This is a genomic window from Ensifer sp. Root278, from assembly GCF_001429285.1.
In the GTDB taxonomy this organism is placed as follows: Bacteria; Pseudomonadota; Alphaproteobacteria; order Rhizobiales; family Rhizobiaceae; genus Ensifer.
Genome location: NZ_LMJJ01000023.1, coordinates 396,342 through 416,868, shown reverse-complemented (window position 1 = coordinate 416,868; position 20,527 = coordinate 396,342). Strand labels below are relative to the sequence as shown.

At 63.4% G+C, this 20,527-nt stretch carries 20 protein-coding genes and 1 pseudogene; 10 read left to right on the top strand and 11 right to left on the bottom strand.

Going from position 1 to position 20,527, the window contains the following annotated elements; genetic code table 11:
* Positions 1-3: 3 nt before the first annotated feature.
* Together ASE60_RS18345 and pcaD are read left to right on the top strand one after the other, a co-directional pair.
* Positions 4-1,338, top strand: a complete 1,335-nt coding sequence (locus ASE60_RS18345; RefSeq protein ID WP_082615914.1) for an MFS transporter — start codon at positions 4-6, stop codon at positions 1,336-1,338.
* Positions 1,339-1,497: 159 nt separating this feature from the next.
* Positions 1,498-2,283, top strand: coding sequence for a 3-oxoadipate enol-lactonase (gene pcaD / locus ASE60_RS18340; protein ID WP_057252118.1), 786 nt, complete (start codon positions 1,498-1,500; stop codon positions 2,281-2,283).
* 42 nt (positions 2,284-2,325) lie between these two features.
* On the opposite strand, the gene ASE60_RS18335 is transcribed toward pcaD, so the two are convergent.
* On the bottom strand, positions 2,326-2,730 hold the full coding sequence (locus ASE60_RS18335; RefSeq protein WP_057251961.1) for a cupin domain-containing protein: 405 nt from the start codon (positions 2,728-2,730) through the stop codon (positions 2,326-2,328).
* 252 nt (positions 2,731-2,982) lie between these two features.
* The gene (locus tag ASE60_RS18330) at positions 2,983-4,041 is read right to left on the bottom strand and encodes an alpha/beta fold hydrolase (RefSeq protein WP_057251960.1); all 1,059 of its coding nucleotides are present in this window, start codon (positions 4,039-4,041) and stop codon (positions 2,983-2,985) included.
* Positions 4,042-4,197: 156 nt separating this feature from the next.
* Between ASE60_RS18330 and ASE60_RS18325 the strand changes: the two genes are divergently transcribed.
* Positions 4,198-5,247: an AraC family transcriptional regulator gene (locus tag ASE60_RS18325; RefSeq protein ID WP_309140374.1), complete on the top strand. Its 1,050-nt coding sequence runs from the start codon at positions 4,198-4,200 to the stop codon at positions 5,245-5,247.
* Between the two features lie 73 nt (positions 5,248-5,320).
* Here the strand turns inward: ASE60_RS18325 and ASE60_RS18320 are convergent.
* The 3 genes and pseudogenes from ASE60_RS18320 to ASE60_RS18310 form a co-directional block, all read right to left on the bottom strand.
* Positions 5,321-6,472: pseudogene (locus ASE60_RS18320) on the bottom strand (Do family serine endopeptidase); the annotation flags it as partial.
* A gap of 197 nt (positions 6,473-6,669) precedes the next feature.
* Positions 6,670-7,116 (bottom strand): hypothetical protein, encoded by a 447-nt coding sequence (locus ASE60_RS18315; RefSeq protein ID WP_057251958.1) that lies wholly within the window; start codon positions 7,114-7,116, stop codon positions 6,670-6,672.
* A gap of 298 nt (positions 7,117-7,414) precedes the next feature.
* Positions 7,415-8,560, bottom strand: a complete 1,146-nt coding sequence (locus ASE60_RS18310; RefSeq protein ID WP_244495655.1) for a citrate synthase — start codon at positions 8,558-8,560, stop codon at positions 7,415-7,417.
* Between the two features lie 60 nt (positions 8,561-8,620).
* Here ASE60_RS18310 and ASE60_RS18305 point away from each other — a divergent pair, with 60 nt between their 5' ends.
* Positions 8,621-9,712 (top strand): citrate synthase/methylcitrate synthase, encoded by a 1,092-nt coding sequence (locus tag ASE60_RS18305; protein ID WP_057252115.1) that lies wholly within the window; start codon positions 8,621-8,623, stop codon positions 9,710-9,712.
* A gap of 121 nt (positions 9,713-9,833) precedes the next feature.
* Complete coding sequence (locus ASE60_RS18300) at positions 9,834-10,088, top strand: cupin domain-containing protein (protein ID WP_057251957.1); 255 nt, start codon at positions 9,834-9,836, stop codon at positions 10,086-10,088.
* 94 nt (positions 10,089-10,182) lie between these two features.
* Here the strand turns inward: ASE60_RS18300 and minE are convergent, their stop codons facing one another.
* The 3 genes from minE to minC form a co-directional block, all read right to left on the bottom strand.
* Positions 10,183-10,443 carry a cell division topological specificity factor MinE gene (gene minE / locus ASE60_RS18295; protein WP_057251956.1) on the bottom strand — a complete coding sequence of 87 codons (261 nt, stop codon included), beginning with the start codon at positions 10,441-10,443 and terminating at the stop codon, positions 10,183-10,185.
* Positions 10,440-11,255 carry a septum site-determining protein MinD gene (gene minD / locus ASE60_RS18290; protein ID WP_057251955.1) on the bottom strand — a complete coding sequence of 272 codons (816 nt, stop codon included), beginning with the start codon at positions 11,253-11,255 and terminating at the stop codon, positions 10,440-10,442. The genes minE and minD overlap by 4 nt, the downstream gene beginning before the upstream one ends.
* Positions 11,256-11,369: 114 nt before the next feature.
* A complete protein-coding gene (gene minC / locus ASE60_RS18285) occupies positions 11,370-12,116 on the bottom strand; it encodes a septum site-determining protein MinC (RefSeq protein WP_057251954.1) in 747 nt (248 codons plus the stop codon).
* A gap of 329 nt (positions 12,117-12,445) precedes the next feature.
* Between minC and ASE60_RS18280 the strand changes: the two genes are divergently transcribed.
* The 4 genes from ASE60_RS18280 (at position 12,446) to ASE60_RS18260 (ending at position 16,678) form a co-directional block, all read left to right on the top strand.
* On the top strand, positions 12,446-12,631 hold the full coding sequence (locus ASE60_RS18280) for a hypothetical protein (RefSeq protein ID WP_057252114.1): 186 nt from the start codon (positions 12,446-12,448) through the stop codon (positions 12,629-12,631).
* Positions 12,632-13,319: 688 nt separating this feature from the next.
* A complete protein-coding gene (locus tag ASE60_RS18270) occupies positions 13,320-13,724 on the top strand; it encodes a DUF1236 domain-containing protein (protein ID WP_057252113.1) in 405 nt (134 codons plus the stop codon).
* 199 nt (positions 13,725-13,923) lie between these two features.
* Positions 13,924-14,313 carry a cupin domain-containing protein gene (locus ASE60_RS18265; RefSeq protein WP_057251952.1) on the top strand — a complete coding sequence of 130 codons (390 nt, stop codon included), beginning with the start codon at positions 13,924-13,926 and terminating at the stop codon, positions 14,311-14,313.
* 310 nt (positions 14,314-14,623) lie between these two features.
* Positions 14,624-16,678, top strand: a complete 2,055-nt coding sequence (locus tag ASE60_RS18260) for a calcium-binding protein (protein ID WP_057251951.1) — start codon at positions 14,624-14,626, stop codon at positions 16,676-16,678.
* Positions 16,679-16,693: 15 nt separating this feature from the next.
* On the opposite strand, the gene ASE60_RS18255 is transcribed toward ASE60_RS18260, so the two are convergent.
* From ASE60_RS18255 to ASE60_RS18245, 3 genes are read right to left on the bottom strand one after another with little or no spacing between them, the layout of a single operon-like run.
* Positions 16,694-17,416 carry an ABC transporter ATP-binding protein gene (locus tag ASE60_RS18255; RefSeq protein WP_057251950.1) on the bottom strand — a complete coding sequence of 241 codons (723 nt, stop codon included), beginning with the start codon at positions 17,414-17,416 and terminating at the stop codon, positions 16,694-16,696.
* The gene (locus ASE60_RS18250; protein WP_057251949.1) at positions 17,413-18,654 is read right to left on the bottom strand and encodes an ABC transporter permease; all 1,242 of its coding nucleotides are present in this window, start codon (positions 18,652-18,654) and stop codon (positions 17,413-17,415) included. Before ASE60_RS18250 ends, ASE60_RS18255 begins: the two co-directional genes overlap by 4 nt.
* A gap of 7 nt (positions 18,655-18,661) precedes the next feature.
* Entirely contained in the window at positions 18,662-19,672 is a 1,011-nt protein-coding gene (locus ASE60_RS18245; RefSeq protein ID WP_057251948.1) for an efflux RND transporter periplasmic adaptor subunit, read from the bottom strand.
* A 144-nt stretch (positions 19,673-19,816) separates the two neighbouring features.
* Here ASE60_RS18245 and ASE60_RS18240 point away from each other — a divergent pair, with 144 nt between their 5' ends.
* Entirely contained in the window at positions 19,817-20,503 is a 687-nt protein-coding gene (locus ASE60_RS18240) for a TetR/AcrR family transcriptional regulator (protein WP_057251947.1), read from the top strand.
* Positions 20,504-20,527 lie beyond the last annotated feature (24 nt).

Sequence of the window (20,527 nt, the reverse complement as noted above, 5' to 3'; positions counted from 1 at the left end):
GAGATGATGCGCTCTATCGATGTGAATGAGGCAATAGACGGGAGCCCCCTTGGGGGCTTCCAGTGGATGGTGGTTGCGCTCTCAGCGCTGCTGCTGATTGTCGACGGTTATGACGTCTTCGTCGCCGGCACCGTGCTGCCGACGCTGATCGCCGAATGGGGACTGAGCAAGCCGCAGGCCGGCGCGCTGCAGGCCTGGGCACTGTTCGGCATGATGTTCGGGGCGCTGATCTTCGGCCCGCTCGCCGACCGGATCGGCCGTAAGAAGGGCATCGCCATCAGCTTCGTGCTGTTCACGGTCTCGACCTTGCTGACGGGGCTTGCCGGTTCGCCCGAACAGTTCAAGATCTTCCGGTTTTTCGCCGGTCTCGGCTGCGGCGGCTTGATGCCGAATGCCGTGGCACTGATGAACGAATACGCGCCGAAGCGTCTGCGCGGCACCCTGGTGGCGCTGATGTTCTCCGGCTATTCGGTCGGCGGCATGGTGGCGGCCGGCCTCGGCATCGGCCTCATCCCATCCTATGGCTGGAAGCCGATGTTCTTTATCGCCGCGGTGCCGTTGCTTCTGTTGCCGGTGGTCCTCTGGAAGCTGCCGGAATCGCTCGGTTTCCTCATCCGTCAGGGCAAGCAGGACGAAGCGAAGCGGATCTATCAGAAGATCGATCCCGGCGTGCGTATCGGTGCGGCCGACAGGCTGGTCTTCGCCGAAACGAAGGGCGCCTCGGCGTCGGTCCTGGAACTCTTCCGCCATCAGCGCACCCTGCGCACGATCATGCTGTGGGTCGCGTTCTTCTGCTGCCTGCTGCTCGTCTACCTGCTGTCGTCCTGGCTGCCGAAGGTGCTGCAGGAAGCCGGCTATGCGGAGAAGGCAAGCCTGCTCAGCCTCTTCTCGCTGAATTTCGGTGGTATGGTCGGCGCCATTGCCGGCGGCTGGCTCGGCGACCGGTTCGGCCTGCCGAAGGTGGTGGTCGGATTCTTCGTCGCGGCAGCCCTGTCGATCGCGCTGATCGGCTTCAATCCGCCGGCGACCCTCCTGTTCCTCATGGTGTTCGTCGCCGGCGCCACCACGATCGGCACGCAGATCCTGCTCTATGCCAGCGTGGCGCAGCTCTATAACCTCTCGGTCCGCTCTACCGGATTGGGCTGGGCCTCGGGCGTCGGTCGCATCGGCGCCATCGTCGGCCCGACGCTTGGCGGCGTGCTCCTGGCGCAGGAGTTTCCGCTGCAGCAGAACTTCGCGATCTTCGCCATCCCGGCTGCGATCTCGGCGCTCGCCATGCTGGTCTTTGCGATCAGCAACGCCCGCCGCGACGAGGTCGTGCAACTGGCGACGGCTTAACGAACGGCGATGGCGGCCGGACCATGAAGGCATCCGGCCGCCATCCCTTTGCGCGTGCGAGACTCGTGCCGCAGCGCGTATGCCTATGAGGCGCAGCGTCGCGCCAACAACCATGAAGCCGCCTTCGCTGGCGGCTTCCCTGATTGGAGTGCCGGTTTCATGGCCTATCTCGACCTACCCAGCCATCGGCTTCATTACCGCATCGACGGCGACCTAAGCGGCAACGCACCCTGGCTGCTCTTCTGCAATTCTCTCGGCACCGATCTCACCATGTGGGATGCCCAGATCGGGGAGCTTTCGCCGCATTTCCGCGTGCTGCGCTACGATCGCAAGGGCCATGGTCGTTCCTCGGCGCCGCCACCGCCCTATACGCTCGCTGATCTCGGCCATGACGTGCTGGCTCTTCTGGATGCGCTGGAGATCGAACGGACGCATTTCTGCGGCCTGTCGATCGGCGGCCTGACCGGGCAATGGCTCGGCGTGCACGCCGGCAAGCGCCTGGACAGGATCGTGCTCTGCGCGACGGCGGCGCGCATCGGCACGCCCGAGGGCTGGGCCGCGCGCATCGACAGCGTCAGGGCGGACGGCCTTGCGGCTTTGACCGCTTCCACAGCCGAACGCTGGTTCAGCCCGGAATTCGCAGCCAGCCATCGTGAAGCCGTCGGTCGCGTCCTCGAGAGCTTCGGCACCACCGCGACCGATGGCTATATCGGCGGCTGCACAGCGCTGGCGGGTGCGGATTTGCGAGAAGAAATCGTCAAGATCGCCAATCCCGTGCTCGCCATTTCCGGCGACGGGGATCCGGTTTGTCCGCCATCCGACCTCGAAAACATCGCCGCCCGCGTGCAGCAGGGGCGGCATCTGTCATTGCCCGGTCGCCATATCGTCAACATCGAGTCCGCGCCGGCATTCAACGCGGCGCTGCTCGAATTCCTTCACGCTTGAAGGCGGATTCACCAGCAGCGCCGCGCAGCCCATCAACGTGCCTCACTTGACTGGAACCACGAGCGGCGCGTCCTTGGTGACGATGTAGGTCGCGAGTTCCGACGCCTTGGCGGTGCCGACGTTCTTGGCCACATGGGCAACGCCAGCCGGAATGAACAGCGCCTGGCCTGCCTGAAGCGTCACCGGTGCCCGGTCCTCGAGTTGGTATTCCAGCGAACCCTCAAGCACATAGGCGATTTCTTCGCCGGGATGGGAATGCTTGATCGAGGTGGTTCCCGGGTCGATATCGACGCGGACCTGCACAGCCTCGTGTCCGGGCACGCTGATCTCGTTCTTGATCAGGTCCGTGCGCTGAATGCCCTGCATCTGCTGAGCCTCAGCCATGCGAAGCGTCGTTACGCTGCCGGCGATCAGCAGGGCGGCGGCAATGAGGCGGTGCGTTTTCATGGGGTTCTCCGTCATAGCGTTGATCGAGTGGGCGTCGTTGGAAGCATCCTGATTTCAACGGAGGTGTGTATTGGCGGTGTGTCGGCCGGGCGCGCTTTTTGTAAGCCAATGTATTTCGCGGTTGGTCTCGATGAATCCACTTGCGGTGTCGAGGTACCGTTTCTGGAAGAAGGGACGGCAAAGCGCGGTCCTGCTTGGCCGGGCGGCGATCCTGGGTGCGCATCGCCGCCAGCCTCGCGATCTCGCCAATCGCTATTCGCCAAGGCTCTGCTGCAAGGCTTCGCGCGCCAGCTTGATGATATCGGCATGGATGTCGGCGCGGGGGCGCTCGGTCGGCTCGCAGATGGGGTCGACTTCGCCGAAGGATTTCAGCGCTTCGGCGGCGCCGTCCTTGCATTCCGGCAGGAAGCTGAAGTGGTCGGCCCCGGCAACTGCGGCATAGGAGCCCTTTGGCGTCAGTGCCGCCAAAGGTTTGGAGGCGACGGCCAGGGGGATGGTCTCGGCGCTGCCGAGGTTGATGAAGTGCATCGGTATCTCGATCTTCTTCAGGCTTTTTTCGCTATAGGCCTGGGCGAGACCCGGATCGACCAGTACTGCCGCTTTGATGCGCCGGTCGAGATTCGATTGTTCGAAGCGGGCTTTGTCGATGGTGCGAAGATCGAGCTTCTCGACTGCGACCGGCGTGTCGTCGACATAGCCCTTGCCGCCGGAAAACCAGGCGCAATCCCATTTCCTGTAGCTGTCGCAATAGCGGACATAGGCATCGAGATCGGCGCGGGCGCCTGACATCTCCATGGCGGTCGAGCCTCCGAGGGAAAAACCGAGGACTGCGATCCGGTCGGCGTCGATAGCCTTGTTCCATTCACCGGTGCCGGTGAGCTTGTCGATGACGGCGGAAAGATCGGCCGTGCGCTCCCAGAGCTTCGGCGTGTTGGCGGGCGTCGAATCGCCGCTGGTCGTGCCGGGATGGTTGGGGCCGGCGACGATGAAGCCGGCCTCTGCGAGCGCGGTCGCCAGCCAGCTCATCGCTTGAACGCGGCCTCCGGAGCCGTGCGAAACGACGACCAGGGGGAACGGCCCCGGGAGGGAAGGAGCGTTTCGTGCGGCCTCTGTTCCCTTAAAGATCCGGTTGTCACCGACAAGGGTGGTTTCGCCGCCGGCCGCGGCCGGATACCAGACGGTAACAGAGAGATCTCGTCCCCGTTCGGAAGCCGGAACGCTGATTTCGCGCACGCCGACATCATTGGCATGCGAGGGGGTGGCAACGGCCAGGATGAAGACGGCGGCGGGCAAGAACTGGAAGAGGCGCATGGGCATCTCGCTTTGTTGAAAAAGACGGACGATCGTCGCTGGCGCCACGCCTCCCCGCGTCCTTGATCGCGATTCAGGTCGTCCCGAATCGCGATCTGAGCCATGACTTGCCAGGTTATCTGCCCGCCAAAGGACTCGCTCTTGATCTTTCTGCCGTTGCCGTTCGTCGTCGCCTTGCTATTGCTGATCCTGCTGGTTGTCATGCTGCGCGGCGACGAGTCCGCGAAGCGCAATCGGGCTTTTCTCGCCTTGGTGGCGCTCTGTGCCCTCCAGTCGGTGGTCGTCGGCCTCCGCTGGGGCTACGACGTTGCGGCCTTGCGATTTGCTCTGCCGGTGCTCGCAAGCTGTGTTCCGCCGCTGGTGCTCGCGAGTTTCCACAGCCTGATCCGCAGCGAGGAGCGAAACGTTCCGGGCGCTAGCTGGATTCACGCGATGCCGGCCATCGGCATCCTCATGCTCGTGCAGCTCGCGCCGAGTTACATCGACTTCGCCCTGATCGTCGAATATGTCGGATATGCGCTGGCGCTGTTGAACCTTGCCCGCACCGGCACGGATGCATTGGACGAAGCACGTTTCGAAGGCGCCGTTGCGGCGCACCGCGCTTTGGTCATTGCCGCGGTCTCGCTCTGTGTCTCGGCCCTTTTCGATCTTGTGATCATTCTGGACTTTGAATGGACCAAGGGGGCGAATATCGGCCTCATCGTCAGCAACGGGAATATGCTGGGATTGCTCTTCATCGGGCTGACCGCCATGGTCGCGGACCGTGCGCGCGCGCTTCCGGTAGCCAGCACGGTCATCGATGAAGATCCAGTTTCAGTGCCGCAGGACCGGGAGATCCTGGACCGGGTCGATCAACTACTGGTCAGCCAGAAACTGGCCCGCGACGAAAACTTGACGCTGTCGCGCCTGGCACGGCGCGCGGGCCTTCCAGCCCGGCAGATATCGACCGCCGTCAATCGGCTGGCCGGCAAGAACGTCTCGCAGTACATCAACGATTTTCGAATTGCCGAAGCCTGCCGTCTGCTGCGTGAGACCGACATGTCGGTGACCTCGGCGATGCTCGAATCCGGTTTTCAGACGAAGTCGAATTTCAATCGCGAATTCCGGCGGGTAACATCGTTCAGTCCCGGATCCTGGAGGGAGCAAAACCGGGAAGAAAAGCCTGGCCAAGAGGGCGGGGCGATCAACGCCAGAGGCTATCGCTGACAATTGCGCCCGGCCGCCGTGCGGCCGGACAGGTACGCCTCGCGGCGGCCGATAGCTACTGTTGATCCCCCGTGTTGCGGCCGACGGTGATCGAGAGATCCCTGGTCTTGCCGGTCCGCCAGACGCTCAAGCTCTTCGAGGTGCCGGGCGAGAGGTCGGCGACCATGCGCGAGAGATCGCGTGGCGACTTGATCGGGCTGCCGCCGAGGGCGGTGACGATGTCGCCAGCCTTGAGGCCTGCCCTGGCGGCGGGTGTTCCATCATTGACGCCGGCGATGAGCGCGCCTTCTGCCTGACGGAGGCCGATCGCATCGGCGATGTCAGCGGTCACCGGTTGAATTTCGACGCCGATGAAGCCGTGCTGGATCGAGCCGTCCTTCATCAACTCGGCGACGACTTTCTGCGCCTGATCCGAGGGAATGGCGAAACCGACGCCGACACTGCCGCCGTTCGGCGAATAGATGGCGGTGTTGATGCCGACCACCCGACCCGCAGCATCGACCAGCGGTCCGCCGGAATTGCCGCGATTGATTGGCGCGTCGATCTGGATGAAGTCGTCATAGGGACCGCTGTGCAGATCGCGTCCACGTGCCGAGACGATGCCGGCGGTCACCGTCGTGCCGATGCCGAACGGGTTGCCGATCGCAAGCACCTGGTCGCCGACCCGCAAGGTGTCGGAATCGCCCCAGGCAACGGTGGCAAGCGGCTTTGCGGGCTTGATCTTCAGTACGGCGAGATCGTTCTTCGGGTCGGCACCGACAAGCTTGGCGGGCACTTGCGTGCCGTCGTCAAGGGTCACCGTGATGCTCGACGCCTTGTCGATGACGTGGTTGTTGGTGACGATGTAGCCATCCGCGGCCACGACGAAGCCGGAGCCGAGCGCTTCGGCCCGTTGCGCGGGGCGCTGTTGCGGGGCCCGGTCCGGCAGCGGAATGCCCTGGTCGCGGAAGAACTGGCGGAACTGCTCGTCGAAGGGCGAGTTTTCGCCGAGTTGCGAGGTTTCGTCGTTACCAGCGTTGTCGGCCTTGATTACGGTGGTAATCGTGACCGCCGACACGATCGGAGCGAAGGAGGCGCCGGAGGCAAGCGGCACCGCAACGGCCGGGCCGGTTCCGGCGGCCGCAGCCGCGTCATGGCCAGCAAAGGCTGCCATGGACAAAGGCGCGACGATGACGGCTGCGCCGAGGAGCGCGGCAGCACGGTGCCTCATGAGAATGTTTGACATGATCTTGTTCCTTTCGCTGCCAGGTCGCCGAGAGATCTCAGGCGTGCGCCCGTTCGGAGGCGAACACGGCTCATTGCTTCGGTCAGCTTCGTGTAAGGGGGCTTGTGTTGGTTGCCGAGGGACCGGGCTCAGGGAGCGAGCCCGGCGCCGTCGGTGGCGCCCACCCGGAAGCCGGGTGGGCCGCATCTGCCTGTCGATCACGCCATCCGGGCGATATCCCGGTCGAGGTGGCGAACTTCGTTCTGCAACCGCGCATAGGATTGCGTGGGCAGCATGCCGTTGTGGGCGGCGGCGGTCTTGACCGCCTGGGCGCGCACTGCACCGTCCTCGCGTTCAAGCTTCCTGTAGTTTGCCGCAGTCAGCGTGCCCTGTTCGCGGTCGGCATTGATCCGGTGGTTGTCGACCCGGAGTTCATGCAGGACGCGGTCTAGGCGCGACGATGCCATGTGAACCGGTGCGCGGTAGACCTGCATGGCCGGGGCCGTCATGTCATCCTGGGTGAAAATGCCCTGGTAGTAATCGCCCGTGTAGGCGCCCTTGTCACTGTCGCGACCGAAGTCGTGGTGATCGGCCGCAAAGGCACCGCCGGCGAAAACGACGAGGGCGAGGGTTGCGATGGTGGTGGTCTTGAGGGGCGAGCGCATATCTGCATCTCCTTCAACGCGGGAAGCGGGAGGAGCTTCCCTGCGAGGCCGTCTCCTATTGTCGCGTCGCGGCCGAAGCGGTCGCCGGCAATATTCAGCCTCGGTTCGAAGGTAATACTCCGATGCGGGTTAGTCATGTTAATATAATGTAATATTTCTCTGACTTTTCTTCGAAGTTCAAATTATTAATTTTATGTAATAAACGCTGTCCGCGCTTTCTCCTGGAAACTATTCTACTCGCCCATGCCTCGGAAAGGGGTTTGCGGGCCCCGTGTTTGCGTGAGCGTCGGAGAAATAGCTAGGAGCCGGCGTAGTGCGCCCGAGGGCGGATAAGTTCGCCGCTCTCGACCTGTTCCATCGCATGAGCAAGCCAGCCGACGGTGCGCGCAAGCGCGAAAATGACGAGCGGCGCATCGTCAGGCAGCGCGTAGGCTGCTGCGAGGGCGGCCAGCGAAAAGTCGAGATTGGCGGGTTCGCCGAGCAACTCCTCGCCGGCTTCGGCTAAGGTGGTGTAGAGCGCCGGCACCTCGAAGCTTGCCATGATCGCCTTGGCGCGCGGATCGCCATCGGGATAGAGCCGGTGGCCAAAGGCCCTGACCACGCCCTCGGAGGAAAGCATTCCCCGGATCGCTTCGCGCACGCCGCTCGCCGCCGCCTGTTCGGCCAGCCGCGTGACGCTGAGCCAGGCGCCGCCGTGTCGAGGCCCGGTGAGAGTGGCAAGCCCCGATAGCGTGGCGGCGGAAAGCGCCGCGCCGGAGGAAGCTGTGACCCGGGCCGCGAAGGCCGAAACGTTGAGCTCGTGCTCCGCGGTCAGCACCAGGCATTTGCGGATCGGCTCCGCCGCCTCCGGCCGTCCCCAGCCCAGCGCCAGCCGCCGGTGCAGCGGCATTTGCTCTGGCGATGGCGCCATCTCCGTCGCGACGCTTGCAAGCACGTCGGCGGCTTCAGCCTTCAATATCGCCGGGCGGCGGCCGAGCGCCGGCAGGTCGCTTTCGATCCGTGCAGCCAGGCGCGCGAACGTTGCCGCCAGGCGCGATTGGCTGCCGCCATGATCGCCGGCGGGAACGGTCACTGGCTCGGATGCTTGCCAAAGCAGCGCCGCGACCTGCTCCAGCGTCGCGTCGCCGGAGAGTTCGACCGCATCGCGGCCGCGATAGAATAGCCGTCCGCCGGCAATATTGGAGATCGTCGTCTGCAGAACCGGCTCACCCCAGCGGATCGCTTCGGCGGCGACGACCGCCGCCTGCCGCCGCCCGGCATGGCGTTCGGCCAGCCGATGCACGTCGTCGGCCTGATAGAGGCTGCGGCGCGGGTCGGAAGGGTCGGGTTTGGCGCGAATGCGCCCGCGGCTGACATTGGCATAGAGCGTCTGCCGCTTGCTGCCGAGCCGGGCGAGTGCCTCTTCGGCGGTGATCCAGAGCGTCTTCATGTTGATCGATTGCATCAAGATTGACGTCAATAGATCTAGGCCGGATCATCCAAGGCGTAAAGGAGAAACTTGATGATGAAGAACGGACTTGAAGACGTCGTCGCCGCCGAAACGCAGCTCTCCCATGTCAACGGTGAGGCCGGCGAATTGATCATCCGCGGCGTCTCGCTCGATCATCTGGTCGGGCACGCGCGCTATGAAGATGTCGTCGCCCTGTTGTTCGGCGGACTGCTGGGGCCCACGCCGGATCGGGCCGAGCTTGCGAAGCGCCTCGGGCAAAAGCGGGTGGAGGTCTTCGCTCACGTCCCCGCCATCGACGATGTGTTGCTGGAACTGCCGCCAGTCGACATCATGCGTGCGTTGATCGCCCGGCTTCCGGATGGAGACGATCTCGATACGGCACTGCGCTTGCTGGCCGCCCCGGCGGTCTTCCTGCCGGCGGCGTTGCGCCTGAAGAAGGGTGAAACCCCGGTCGCGCCGACGCCGGCGCTTTCCCACTCCGCCGATATTCTCGCAATGCTTGGTGCAAGCGTGCCGAGCAAGGAAGGAGTGGCGGCGCTCGATGCCTATCTGGTGACGATTTCGGATCACGGTCTCAACGCTTCGACCTTCGCGTCGCGTGTGGTCGCGTCCACCAAAGCCGGCCTCACATCTTCGGTTCTTGCTGCGATCAGCGCGCTCAAGGGGCCGCTTCATGGCGGTGCGCCGGGACCGGTGCTCGACATGCTGGATGCGATCGGGACGCCGGAGAACGCGCGAGTCTGGCTCTCGGAGGCGCTCGACCACGGCGAACGGCTGATGGGTTTTGGCCATCGCGTCTATCGCGTCCGCGATCCCCGCGCCGACGCGCTGAAAGGCGCACTGAAGCAGCTGAGCGCCGCCGACCCGGCAAACCGCGATCGGATTCAACTGGCCGAAGCGGTCGAGCAATCGGCGCTTGCCATCCTGAAGGTGCGCAAACCGGACCGTCCGCTCGACGTCAATGTGGAGTTCTACACGGCGCTTCTGCTCGACGCTTTGAAGTTCCCGCGGGAAGCCTTCACCGGCGTGTTCGCGATCGGCCGAACCGTCGGCTGGATCGCCCACGCACGCGAACAGGCGTTGGAAGGCCGCCTTATCCGGCCGCGTTCGCTCTATGTCGGGCCGCTGCCGCAGCAGGCGGCCTGAGCGCCGGCACTCCATTGTGAGGTCTATGCCACCCGCGTATTTCGCAGGTGCTTTTGAAAGAACATCTTCAGGTCGCGGAAGTCGTTGAAGCCGAGGACGGTCGCAAAGCGAGCGACCGTCGTTGGCGAACGAACAGGCGAGCGCGATCGAACGGGCGCTGCCGAAAGCGACGAGGTCCGGCTTTGCCAGTGCTATCAGATGCCTCTACGTCGTCTCGGGCACATTGAACATCCATGTGCCGGAAGCGGAAGGCCAGGTCTGGTTCGAGCTCAATCCGCGCGACGGCTTCTACATTCCGGCGGGCTTCGATCACCAGTACTACAACATGTCGGAAGACAAGGCGGAGTTCGTTTTCGGCGTGGCGCCGGACTTCTGACCTTCCACGAAAAAGCCGGACAACATCTGTCGATATTGTCCGGCTAAAGGTATCCGGAGACGCTTTGACGTCATCTGGAACGAATGGGCGACCGTCAGGCCGCCTTCTTCGCGTCAAAGGGGATCTCGATATCGACCGCGAGCGTCGAAACCTGCGCGCCGCGTTCCATCGTCACCTTGACCTTTTCGTCGTCGATCTGCATGTGCTTGGAGATCGCCTTCAGAATTTCGTCGCGCAGCTTGGTGACGAGATCCGAATCGCCTGCGGATGCGCGCTCATGCGCCAGCAGGACCTGCAGCCGTTCGCGGGCGGCCGGTGCTGACTGGGAGCGGGAGAAGAAACCGAACAGATTCATGCCGCCTTCCTTCCGAAAATCTTGCCGAGGAAGCTGCGCTTTTCACCGGGAATGGTGATTGGCAGGGTTTCGCCCTTCAGCCGGCGCGCTGCGTCGAAATAGGCCAGCGCCGGCGCTGAGCGGTTGTCTGCCAGCGTGACCGGCGAGCCGACGTTGGATGCACGAAGCACGTCTGCGCTCTCCGGGATGATGCCCATCAGCGGGATCGACAGGATTTCGAGCACGTCGTCGACCTTCAGCATGTCGCCGCGCTCGGCGCGAAGCGGGTCGTAGCGGGTGAGCAGCAGGTGCTTTTCCATCCGCTCGCCGTTTTCGGCCTTCAACGTCTTGGAATCGAGCAGGCCGATGATGCGGTCGGAATCGCGCACCGAGGAGACTTCCGGATTGGTCACGACGATGGCGATATCGGCGTGGCGCATGGCGAGCGTCGCGCCGCGTTCGATGCCGGCAGGGCTGTCGCAGATCACCCAGTCGAAGGCGTTCTGCAGGGCGGCGATGACCTTCTCGACCCCTTCCGGCGTCAGATTGTCCTTGTCGCGGGTCTGCGAGGCCGGCAGCAGGTAAAGCGTTTCGACCCGCTTGTCGCGGATCAGCGCCTGCGAAAGCTTGGCCTCGCCCTGGATCACATTGACCAGGTCATAGACCACGCGCCGTTCCGCGCCCATGACGAGATCGAGATTGCGCAGACCGACATCGAAGTCGACGACCACGACCTTGTCGCCGTTCTGCGCAAGCGCAGCACCCAATGCGGCGCTGGACGTCGTCTTGCCGACGCCGCCTTTGCCCGATGTAACTACGACTACCTTGCCCATTCATCTCTCCAAGTATTTAAACTACGCCTTCGCCTTACGTCACGATGGTTCTGGATCGACCCAGAACCCTAAGCGGGATGCGAGCGGTGTCCGCCCGGCCATCCCCATCCCGCTCTAGCCGAGCGTTCCCGCCTTGAGCGCTTCGCCGTCGAGCCAGATTTGAACGGACTTGCCGCGCAGATGCTGCTCCATGTCGTCGGCGGTCTTGTAAAAGCCGTCGATCGCAATCAGTTCCGCTTCGAGCTTGCGGCAGAAAATCCGTGCCGAAACATTGCCGGTGGTGCCGGCCATCGCCCGGCCGCGCAGCGCGCCGTAGATGTGGATCGACCCGCCGGCGACGACTTCGGCGCCAGAAGCGACCGAGCCGATGATCGTCACGTCGCCTTCCGGGAAGAACAGCGACTGTCCGGAGCGCACCGGCTGGGTCACGACGATCGAGGGTGTTGCCTTGGCGGCAAGCGGCTCGGCCGTGATGACGGCTTCCGTTTCTGCTCCTGGCACCTCGGCCTTTTCTGCCTGCTCCGCCATCTTCGCTTCGTAGTCGGCTGCCGGGCGCCCGTCGTTCATCGCCGGCGGCAGATCGGCGCCGAGCAGCGACTGTCGCGCGCCTTCGATGCCCATGATTCGGACATTGCGTTTGCCGAGCTGATCGACGAGCTCGCGCAGTTGCGAGCGATCGATTTCGAGGCCATTGACGTCGAGCACGACGGGCCGCCGGAGGAAGAAACCGGCGGAGCGGGAAGCCAGATCGTCGAGCCGAGTGAGCCAATCCTCGAGGGGCAGCTCGGGGGTCAGCGCTAGCGCAAGGAAGGAGCGCCCCTTGAGGCGGATCGGCCGGGATTCGGTTAACACATCGTTCATCTTGGTAAATTTTCCGTTGCCTCGGTGTATCGAAGAAATGGTTAACAAATGGTTAATTCAGCAGTGCGAAGGTTAATGAGGCGGGTCCCGCGGCGGGCCTTCCGGCACTGAAAAACAAGGTAAATTGGTCGTCGGAACAAACCGATCTTTTGGCCATTGTCGCCTTGGCGATGGCGGATTTGACCGTCTGCTGCCCGCTGACGAGAGGGTGATTCATCGATCCCTTTGCATGCGATTCGCCCGGCCTCGCGAAGGGAGTTGACATTGGAGTGCTAAAATAAGAACATAACGTGAACAAATGGAGGTTTCCCATGAGCCGGACAGAAACCATGACCCATACGGAAGAAGTGATCGAACGCGCCATGGCTGCCGTTGCAGCCGCCCGGAAGAAGCGGGAACGCGAAGCCGAGTGGCGGAAGCGGACCTTCGGACGCATCGACATGACGCCGCCCCTGCCGCGGCTGAAGCGCGGCGGCGTGCAGCTTTCGCTGCGGCTCGACGGTTCGGCACGGTGATAGACATAACGACTACGCGGGACCGGTGGGCCGATACCTGGGCGCCTAGCGTAGCTCCAACGGGGGCAATCCGCCCGAAAGCCGCCGATGCCCGCGTGCGGTGATGAGCGGATCGAGACGAAGCTTCGAGAGGACTGACCATGAGGCATCGTCGAAGCATCGACCTGATGCCGCGCGAAAATGCTGCCGACTACGGCTCGACCCTGGAGCTGCTACCGGAATGGTATGTGCTCGTGGCGAAGTGCGGGAAGTGCCGGCATCAAGGGCGAATTGACCGTCGGGTGATAGCCAGCACCTACGGATGGGGCATCCACCTCAATTCCATCGGCCGAACACTCAAATGCTCGCGCTGCGGAAACAGGGAGGGGAACAAACTGCTCCTTGGCAAGTTGCCCCGCGACTAGCGCGGCAGATCGTGTGCCGTGTGGCAGAAACCCGCTGCTCACGGGTCAGTCGGCGGTTTCAAAATGGAACCATGCGAACCGGGCGTTTCTATAGAATATGGTCGCGATTATAAAGTATCTAATTGCTCTTTGTCGGAATATGTAAGGCATCGTCCGTGCTTGTTTTGATTGTGCAGGCGACTGTTAACGGAAGTTATCAAGCGTGATCCGAAAACAAGAAGGTAATATTGGAACAATTTATTATCCCTTTCGTTGAGTTTGTGATCGAACGAAAGGATGAGATCATGAAGAAGCTTGTAATCACGGCGGCTGTTGCTGCTCTACTGGCAGGCTCCGCCTTTGCTCAGGACGCCAACAAGCAAGCCGGTACGGCTGCAGGCATGGCCGGTGGTGCGGCAGCGGGTGCTGTCGTCGGCGGCCCGATCGGTGCCGGCGTCGGCGCCGTTGTGGGTGGCGCGCTCGGTGCAGCGCTGACGCCTCCGCCGCCGGAAGTGGTCACCTATGTCGAGCAGCAGCCGGCTCCACCGTCTGTCGTCATTCAGGAACGGATCGTGGTCGGTAAGCCCATCCCGTCGGCTGTCGTCCTGACGCCGATTCCGCAAAACCCGCGTTACGCCTATGCGGTCGTCAACGACCAGCGGGTGATCGTGGAACCGCAGTCGAGAACGGTGGTCCGGGTCATCAACTGACCGAGCCCAATAGTCTCTCCTCTGGGGCGGCGCTCAAGCGCCGCCTTTTTGTTGTTTCCCGTCCGGCTGTCGTCGCAGCCGCGCTCGCTTCTCTGAAAGCGGATGGATCTATGATCAGCAACACCGCACCATCGTACCGATGCAGCAGTGCTGCTAAACTCGCAGCGACAAACGCCATGATCGACTAGTGGAGGCCGGCATGGAAGTGATCGTGCATGAGAACTGGCCCGTTGAGCTATGGCGCCCCGGCGTCGAAACGCGGATGGTGATCTCCGCGGTGAGCGGCGCCTCGCAATTGTGCCTGTTCGAGCAATGGGTGGCGCCCGGCGCGGGCGCTCCGACGCATCATCATCCCGTTGAGGAAATCCTGACGGTGATCGCCGGCAAGGCCGAGATGTGGATCGAAGAGGAGCGCATCATCGTCTTGCCCGGCCGGTCTCTTATCGTGCCGCCGCTCCGCCGCCATGGCTTCACCAATATCGGCAGCGAGACGCTCCAGCTTCAAGCCATCCTTGCGGCAGCAAGCTTCGAGGCCCGGTTCGACGGTTCGGTCGAAAGCGTCAGACGCTGGTGCGGCGAGGTCGACTAGGCCGCCGGCTCCCTGGACCTAAAAGATCCCTCCTGCACCCGATGACGTCCCGGTGCATCCGTTTGCCCGGCTTCGTCTTCCGGGTATAGTTTAAAAGCCCCTCAGCACAATTTCCGACCGCAGCTTTTTCCAGATCTCGTCAAACTCGGCGAATGCCTCGGGATATCTAATATATATTTCAAATTAAATTGCCTATATTCGGAAAGTTTATTCGATATTGCTTTGCGCCATCCCTGTAATACATTCCATAATCGGGATGTATATTCGAGTCTTTGAACATATTCTTAAGTCGATCGAAGAGGATAGCGATATGGCGAAGATCGTAGGCTCGTCTGCGGGCGACGTTTTGAAGGGCACCGAGGAAAGCGACCGCATCTGGGGCCTCTTCGGCTTCGATACGATCGATGGCGGCGGCGGTGACGATTTTGTCGACGGCGGGGCGCATGACGACATGTTGACGAGTTCGAGCGGCTACGACCGGATCGACGGCGGCGACGGCAGTGACCAGATCGTTCTCACCGGGACCGGCGGTGCCGTTACCGGCGGCAGGGGTTTTGACGGTCTCGTCGTCGACTTCTCGCAAAGCGCCGAGCGGATGGTCTTCAACGGTGCCGGCGGCCATGGCTATGTCGGGGATCCGAGCGCTGTCAGCCGGCATGTCTTCTTCCACGATATCGAGTGGCTGCGCCTTCTTGCCGGCAGCGGCGACGACCGGATCACGGGGACCGCCGCGGCCGACCGGATCTCGACCGGAGCCGGCATCGACGTCGTCAATGCGGGCGCGGGAAATGACGTCATCACCAATACGGGCGGACACGACCGTCTCGATGGCGGCGATGGAAACGACCGCTTCGTTCTCGTCGGGGCGGGCAGCACCATTCTTGGTGGTGCCGGAGACGATACGCTGGTCGTCGATCTTTCGGGATCGACTGCTCCGGTCGTGTTCAACCTGGCGAATGGTCACGGCATTATCGGAGACGGGACGCAGACGGAGCGGCACCTCTTCGTCCAGCATCAGGATGTCGAGCGGGTTGTGCTGATGACGGGACGCGGAAGCGACCGTGTTACGGGTAGCGCCCTTGACGACGTCATCGAGACTGCCGGCGGCAACGATGTCGTCGAAGCCGGCGCGGGCGACGACAGGATCACCGACGGGCTCGGTGCCAACCGTCTTTTTGGCGGCGACGGCAGTGATGGGATCATCTCCACATTCTACTCCGCCGAGATCGACGGCGGTGCGGGCCAGGACTGGCTCTATATCAGCGAGATGGAGCGCACGAGCGATCTGACTATCGATTTCGCTGCTGGCAAGGCTTCAACCGGCACAGTGCTGCGCGGATTTGAGGAAGTGAGTCTCGCGCTCGGCAGCGGCAACGACCGGGTCAGCGCGGGTGATCTCAACTCTCTCGGGGTCGATGCCGGTGCCGGAAACGACCATCTCGAAGGCGGCGCCGGGCGTGACCGGTTCGATGGCGAGGACGGAAACGACTATATCGATGCGGGCGCCGGAGACGACATGATCGAGACGGGCGCTGGCGACGACGTGGCTTTTGGCGGGGACGGCCGGGATACGCTCGCCAATGATGGCGGCAGCGACGTGCTCGACGGCGGCGCTGGCGATGATTGGCTGCAGGACACCTTTCCCGGCAGCGGCACGCTTGGCGTCGCGTCTATCCTGCGCGGCGGTGCGGGTAACGACACGATCAATGCCCGTTACCTCGGTGAGGCCGATGGCGGCGACGGGCGGGATCTGTTGTACCTCAACTATGGCGGCTTGCCTGAAGCGACGGTTTTCGATGCGGCGCGCGGCATAACGCATACCGGACTGACCTTCGCCAATGTCGAATATTTCAACGTCACGTCCGGGCGCTACGACGACGTGCTGCGCGGCGCCGAAGACAACGACACCTTCTATTCGTCGAGCGGCAACGATATCCTCGACGGGCGCGGCGGAGATGACACGCTGAGCGGCGCCTCGGAAAACGACCAGCTCTTCGGCGGTGAAGGTGCGGATATCCTCGACGGCGGTTCGCAAAATGACCTCTTGAGCGGCGGCAATGGCACCGATCGGCTGACGGGTGGCAGCGGCGCCGACACGTTTCTCTGGTCGTCGGAAACCTCCGGCGAGGCCGGTCTCGATCGCGTCCTTGATTTCAACGGCAGGCTGGGCGATCGGATCGCCTTTTCCGAGGACGCCCAGGACGCCACCGGCATTCACAGCTATGCCGATTTTCTCGCTGCCGCGCACGATACGGCCGACGGCGTGTTCGTCGCCTTCAACGGTTCCGATGCCGAGGGCATTCTGATCGAGGACGTCTCGCTTTCGGTTCTCACGGAAAGCGATGTCGTCTTCGGCCTCGGTTGAGGTTTTCGCGGGGCGTCAGGTTTGCGGCGACTCGTTTTCGCCTGAGACCGCGGCCCTGTCCGCCTCCGTGGTCAGGCGCCCATCGATCAACTGAAGGCGCCGGTCCATGCGCGAGGCCATGTCGAGGTCGTGGGTGACTGCGACCACCGTCTTTCCCCGCTCGCGCACCAGCGTTTCCAGGATCCTGAAGACCTGTTCGGAGCTCTGGCTGTCGAGGCTGCCGGTCGGCTCGTCCGCAAGGATCAGCGGCGGATCGTTGGCCAGTGCGCGGGCCACGGCCACGCGCTGGCGCTGGCCGCCCGAAAGCTGGTCTGGCCGTTTGTCGATATGATCGGCAAGGCCGAGTGCTGCAAGCAGATCGCTCGCCCTTTGGCGCATCTCGTTCCGGCCAAGGCGACCGAGCCTGCGCATGGGGATCTCGACATTCTCGCGGGCAGTGAATTCCGGCAGCAGGAAATGGAACTGGAAGACGAAGCCGATGTTGGCAAGCCGCGTGGCGGCCCTTTCGTCCTCGTCCATCCGGGCCGTGTCGCGGCCGCGGATGCTGAGCGTGCCGCCGGTCGGCCGGTCGAGCAGGCCGAGCAGGTAGAGGAGCGATGACTTGCCCGAGCCTGAAGGGCCGGTGACTGCGACGAACTCCTGCTCTCCGATAACAAGAGAGATGTCCTTCACCAGGGTGACCGGCACCGTCTCCCTGAGGATGCGCGTCAGATCCCTTGTTTCGATCAGCGTGCTCATGTCGCGCCCCTGATGATGTCGACGGGATTGGCGCGGGCCGCCCGCCTTGCCGGCAGATAGCCGGCGACGGCGGCCGATCCGAGCGCGAAGGCGGCGGCGATCAGATAGTGCAGCATGCTCCAGGCGATCGGTAGCCGGGTCATCTCCTGGCCGGTCGCGGATATCTCGAAGCGGACGAGCGAGAGCGCGTAGACCATCGCGAAGCCGAGCGTCCAGCCGAGCAGCGTGCCGGCTGTGGCAATCGCCACACCTTCGATCACGAACAGGATGCGCATGTCTGCCTCGGTGAAGCCGAGCGACTTCATGATGGCGATGTCGCGCGCCTTTTCGTGCGTGATCGTCGAGATGATGTTGAAGATACCGAAGCCTGCGACCAGCATGATCGCCGCAACGACCGTGTACATGATGACGTTGCGCACGACGAGCGCCTCGAGGATCGACTCGTTCGCATCCTGCCAGGCGACCGCCTTGTAGCCGAGTTCCGCCTCGATGCGGCGCGCCACCGTGGGCGCCGCGTTCGGATCGTCGAGCTTGATGTTGATCTCGTTGATCGCGTTCGGCCGGGCCGAGAGGATCTGCGCGTTCTTCTGCAGCACATAGGCTTCGCCCTCGTCGCGCGCCGTCGTGCCAGTGTGGAAGAGACCGACGATCTTGAAGCGGCGGCTGAGCCCCTCCGAAGAGACGGCGGTGAGCGTATCGCCGAGCTTGGCGCCGAGCCGGGAGGCCATGGTATCGCCGACCACCACATTGTTGCCACCGGCGGCAAGTGCGGCGAAGCTGCCGGCCTTGAAGTCTCCGATGATCGGCGAGACGCCGGGTTCCGCCTGCGGATCGATGCCGATGACGGCAGCACCGACCTCCTGGCCGGAATAGCGAATGACGCCTTGTGCCTTGAGGGTGGCGGCAAAGCGGCCCGGGATCCAGCCATCGAGCCAGGAGAGTGCTGCGGTGGGGTTGATGATGCCGCGCCGATCGTCGCGTGGCCTGAGGCCGGAAATGGCCGCTGCGTCGAACAGGTCTTCTGCCGGTTGCCGCCGCGCCGTCCGCTGCTCGTCGGTCACCTGGACATGCGGCATGGTGTCGACGAGCTGGCGGACGAAATCGTCCTGGCCGCCCTGCATCAAAGCCGCCATGGCGATGGAGAACCCAACGCCGACCGCAACGCCCAGCATCGCGACGATCGTCTGCCGGCCGCGGCCGGAGATGTGGGTCAGTGCAAGGTCGAGGATGAGGCGCATGGCGAGCTCATGTTCCTGGCACAGGCGTGACCTTGACGCGCGTGCCATCGGCAAGGTCGGTCGGGAAGGGGGAGACGACGCGCGCGCCATCTTCCAGACCGGAGAGAACCTCGACGCCGTCGGCGCCACGTATGCCCGTTTTCAATTCGCGGATCCTGGCATGATTGCCGTCGATCACCGCAGCCTTTGTCCCCTCAAGCGCCACGGTCGGGAGGATCAAGGCACCATGCGACACCCGCACGACGATGTTGACGTCGGTCGACATGCCGATCCGAAGCGGCGTGCCGTCGGGCAGGCGGAAGCGGACGCGATAGGTCTTCGTCACCGGGTCGCCCTTGGGGGTGATGCTGTCGACCGTCGCCTCGAGTTTCTGGTTGGGGAAGGCATCCGATCGCAACAACGCGCGCTGACCGACTTCGACGCGCGGAATATCCTCTTCGTTGACGTCGGCCGTGACGATCAGCGGTTTCGGTTCCCCGACCCAGAAGAGTACCGTGCCGAGATCCGCGACTTCGCCGATCTCGCCGTCCTGCCGGAGCACCTGGCCGGCGCTCGGCGCGCGCAGCACATAGGTCGCGAGCCGCGCCTGACGGCCGGCGACAAGCGCCTCGAGCTGGCCGAGTTCGCTGCGTGCCCGGTCGACTTCCTGTTCGCTGATCGTGCTGCGTTCGGAGAGCGCCAATTTGCGCCGGTACTCCTCCTGCGCCAGCGTCAGCCGTGCCTGGAGTTCGCCGAGTGCTGCCCGTGCCTCGGTGTCGTCGAGGCGGGCGAGCACATCGCCCTTGGCGACACGTTCACCTTCGCAATTGCATTGTTCGACGATCCGTTCGGCAACCGTCGGTGTGACTTTCGCCCAGGTGCGCGGTTCCACGACGCCATCCGCATAGATGATCTCCGCCGCGTCGCCGCGCTTTGGCGCAATGATGGACACGGGAACCGGGCGAAACAGATACCAGGAAACCGCCGCGCCGATGGCGACGATAATCGCCCCTCCGATTGCAAAACGAGCCAGCTGCACGAGACGCTCCTTGAATGCTTCCAGTCCGTTCTGTATAAATAGACCGACGGTCGGTTTGTTTCAAGGATGCGTGTTACCCTTGCCATCCGGAGCGTCGTGGACCGCGCTGTGAACCCGTGCTAAGCCGCTGTTCTGGGAGTGCTTATGGTCAGAACGAAAAAATCGCCGGAAGTCCGATCGAACGAGCTGATCGATTGTGCCGAGCGGCTGTTCTTCCAGCACGGCTACGAGAACACAACGGTCAACGACGTCATCCGTGAGGCGAACGTCTCGAAGGGCGCCTTCTATCACTACTTCGTCTCCAAGGAGGCGCTGCTGGAGGCCGTCGCGACCCGGATGGCGCGGCGAAACCTAGAGGAACTCCAGCCGCTCGTCGAAGACCCGTCGCTCGACGCCGTCGGGCAGTTGAACGCGCTTTTCGCCGGCTCGCGGCGGACGAAGATCGACATGGCGCCGCAGTTGAAGAACACCTTCAACGCGCTTTTCAAGCCCGAAAACGTTGCTCTCTATCACCGCATTGATGAGGCCCTGCTGGCGGTGAGCATACCCCTGGTCGCCGAGATGCTGCGGCGCGGGCATGAGGAGGGGACGCTCGATGCGCCCGATCCGGAAGCCGCAGCCTTGATGCTGCTGCAACTGCGCGTGAGCGTCGCAAAGGTGATGTACAAGGCGCTGCAACGTTACGAGGCCGGCGATCTCGATGGCGCCGCGGCGATGCTCGATGGCTGGATGCGAACCTACGGCACCGCGATCGAGCGCTTCCTGAAGCTTCCGGATGGCTCGATCGAGGTGACCGAGCCGGGCTTCGCCCGCGCCTTCCTGGAGGCGTGAGCTGTCGCTGCGCTGCGACGTGTG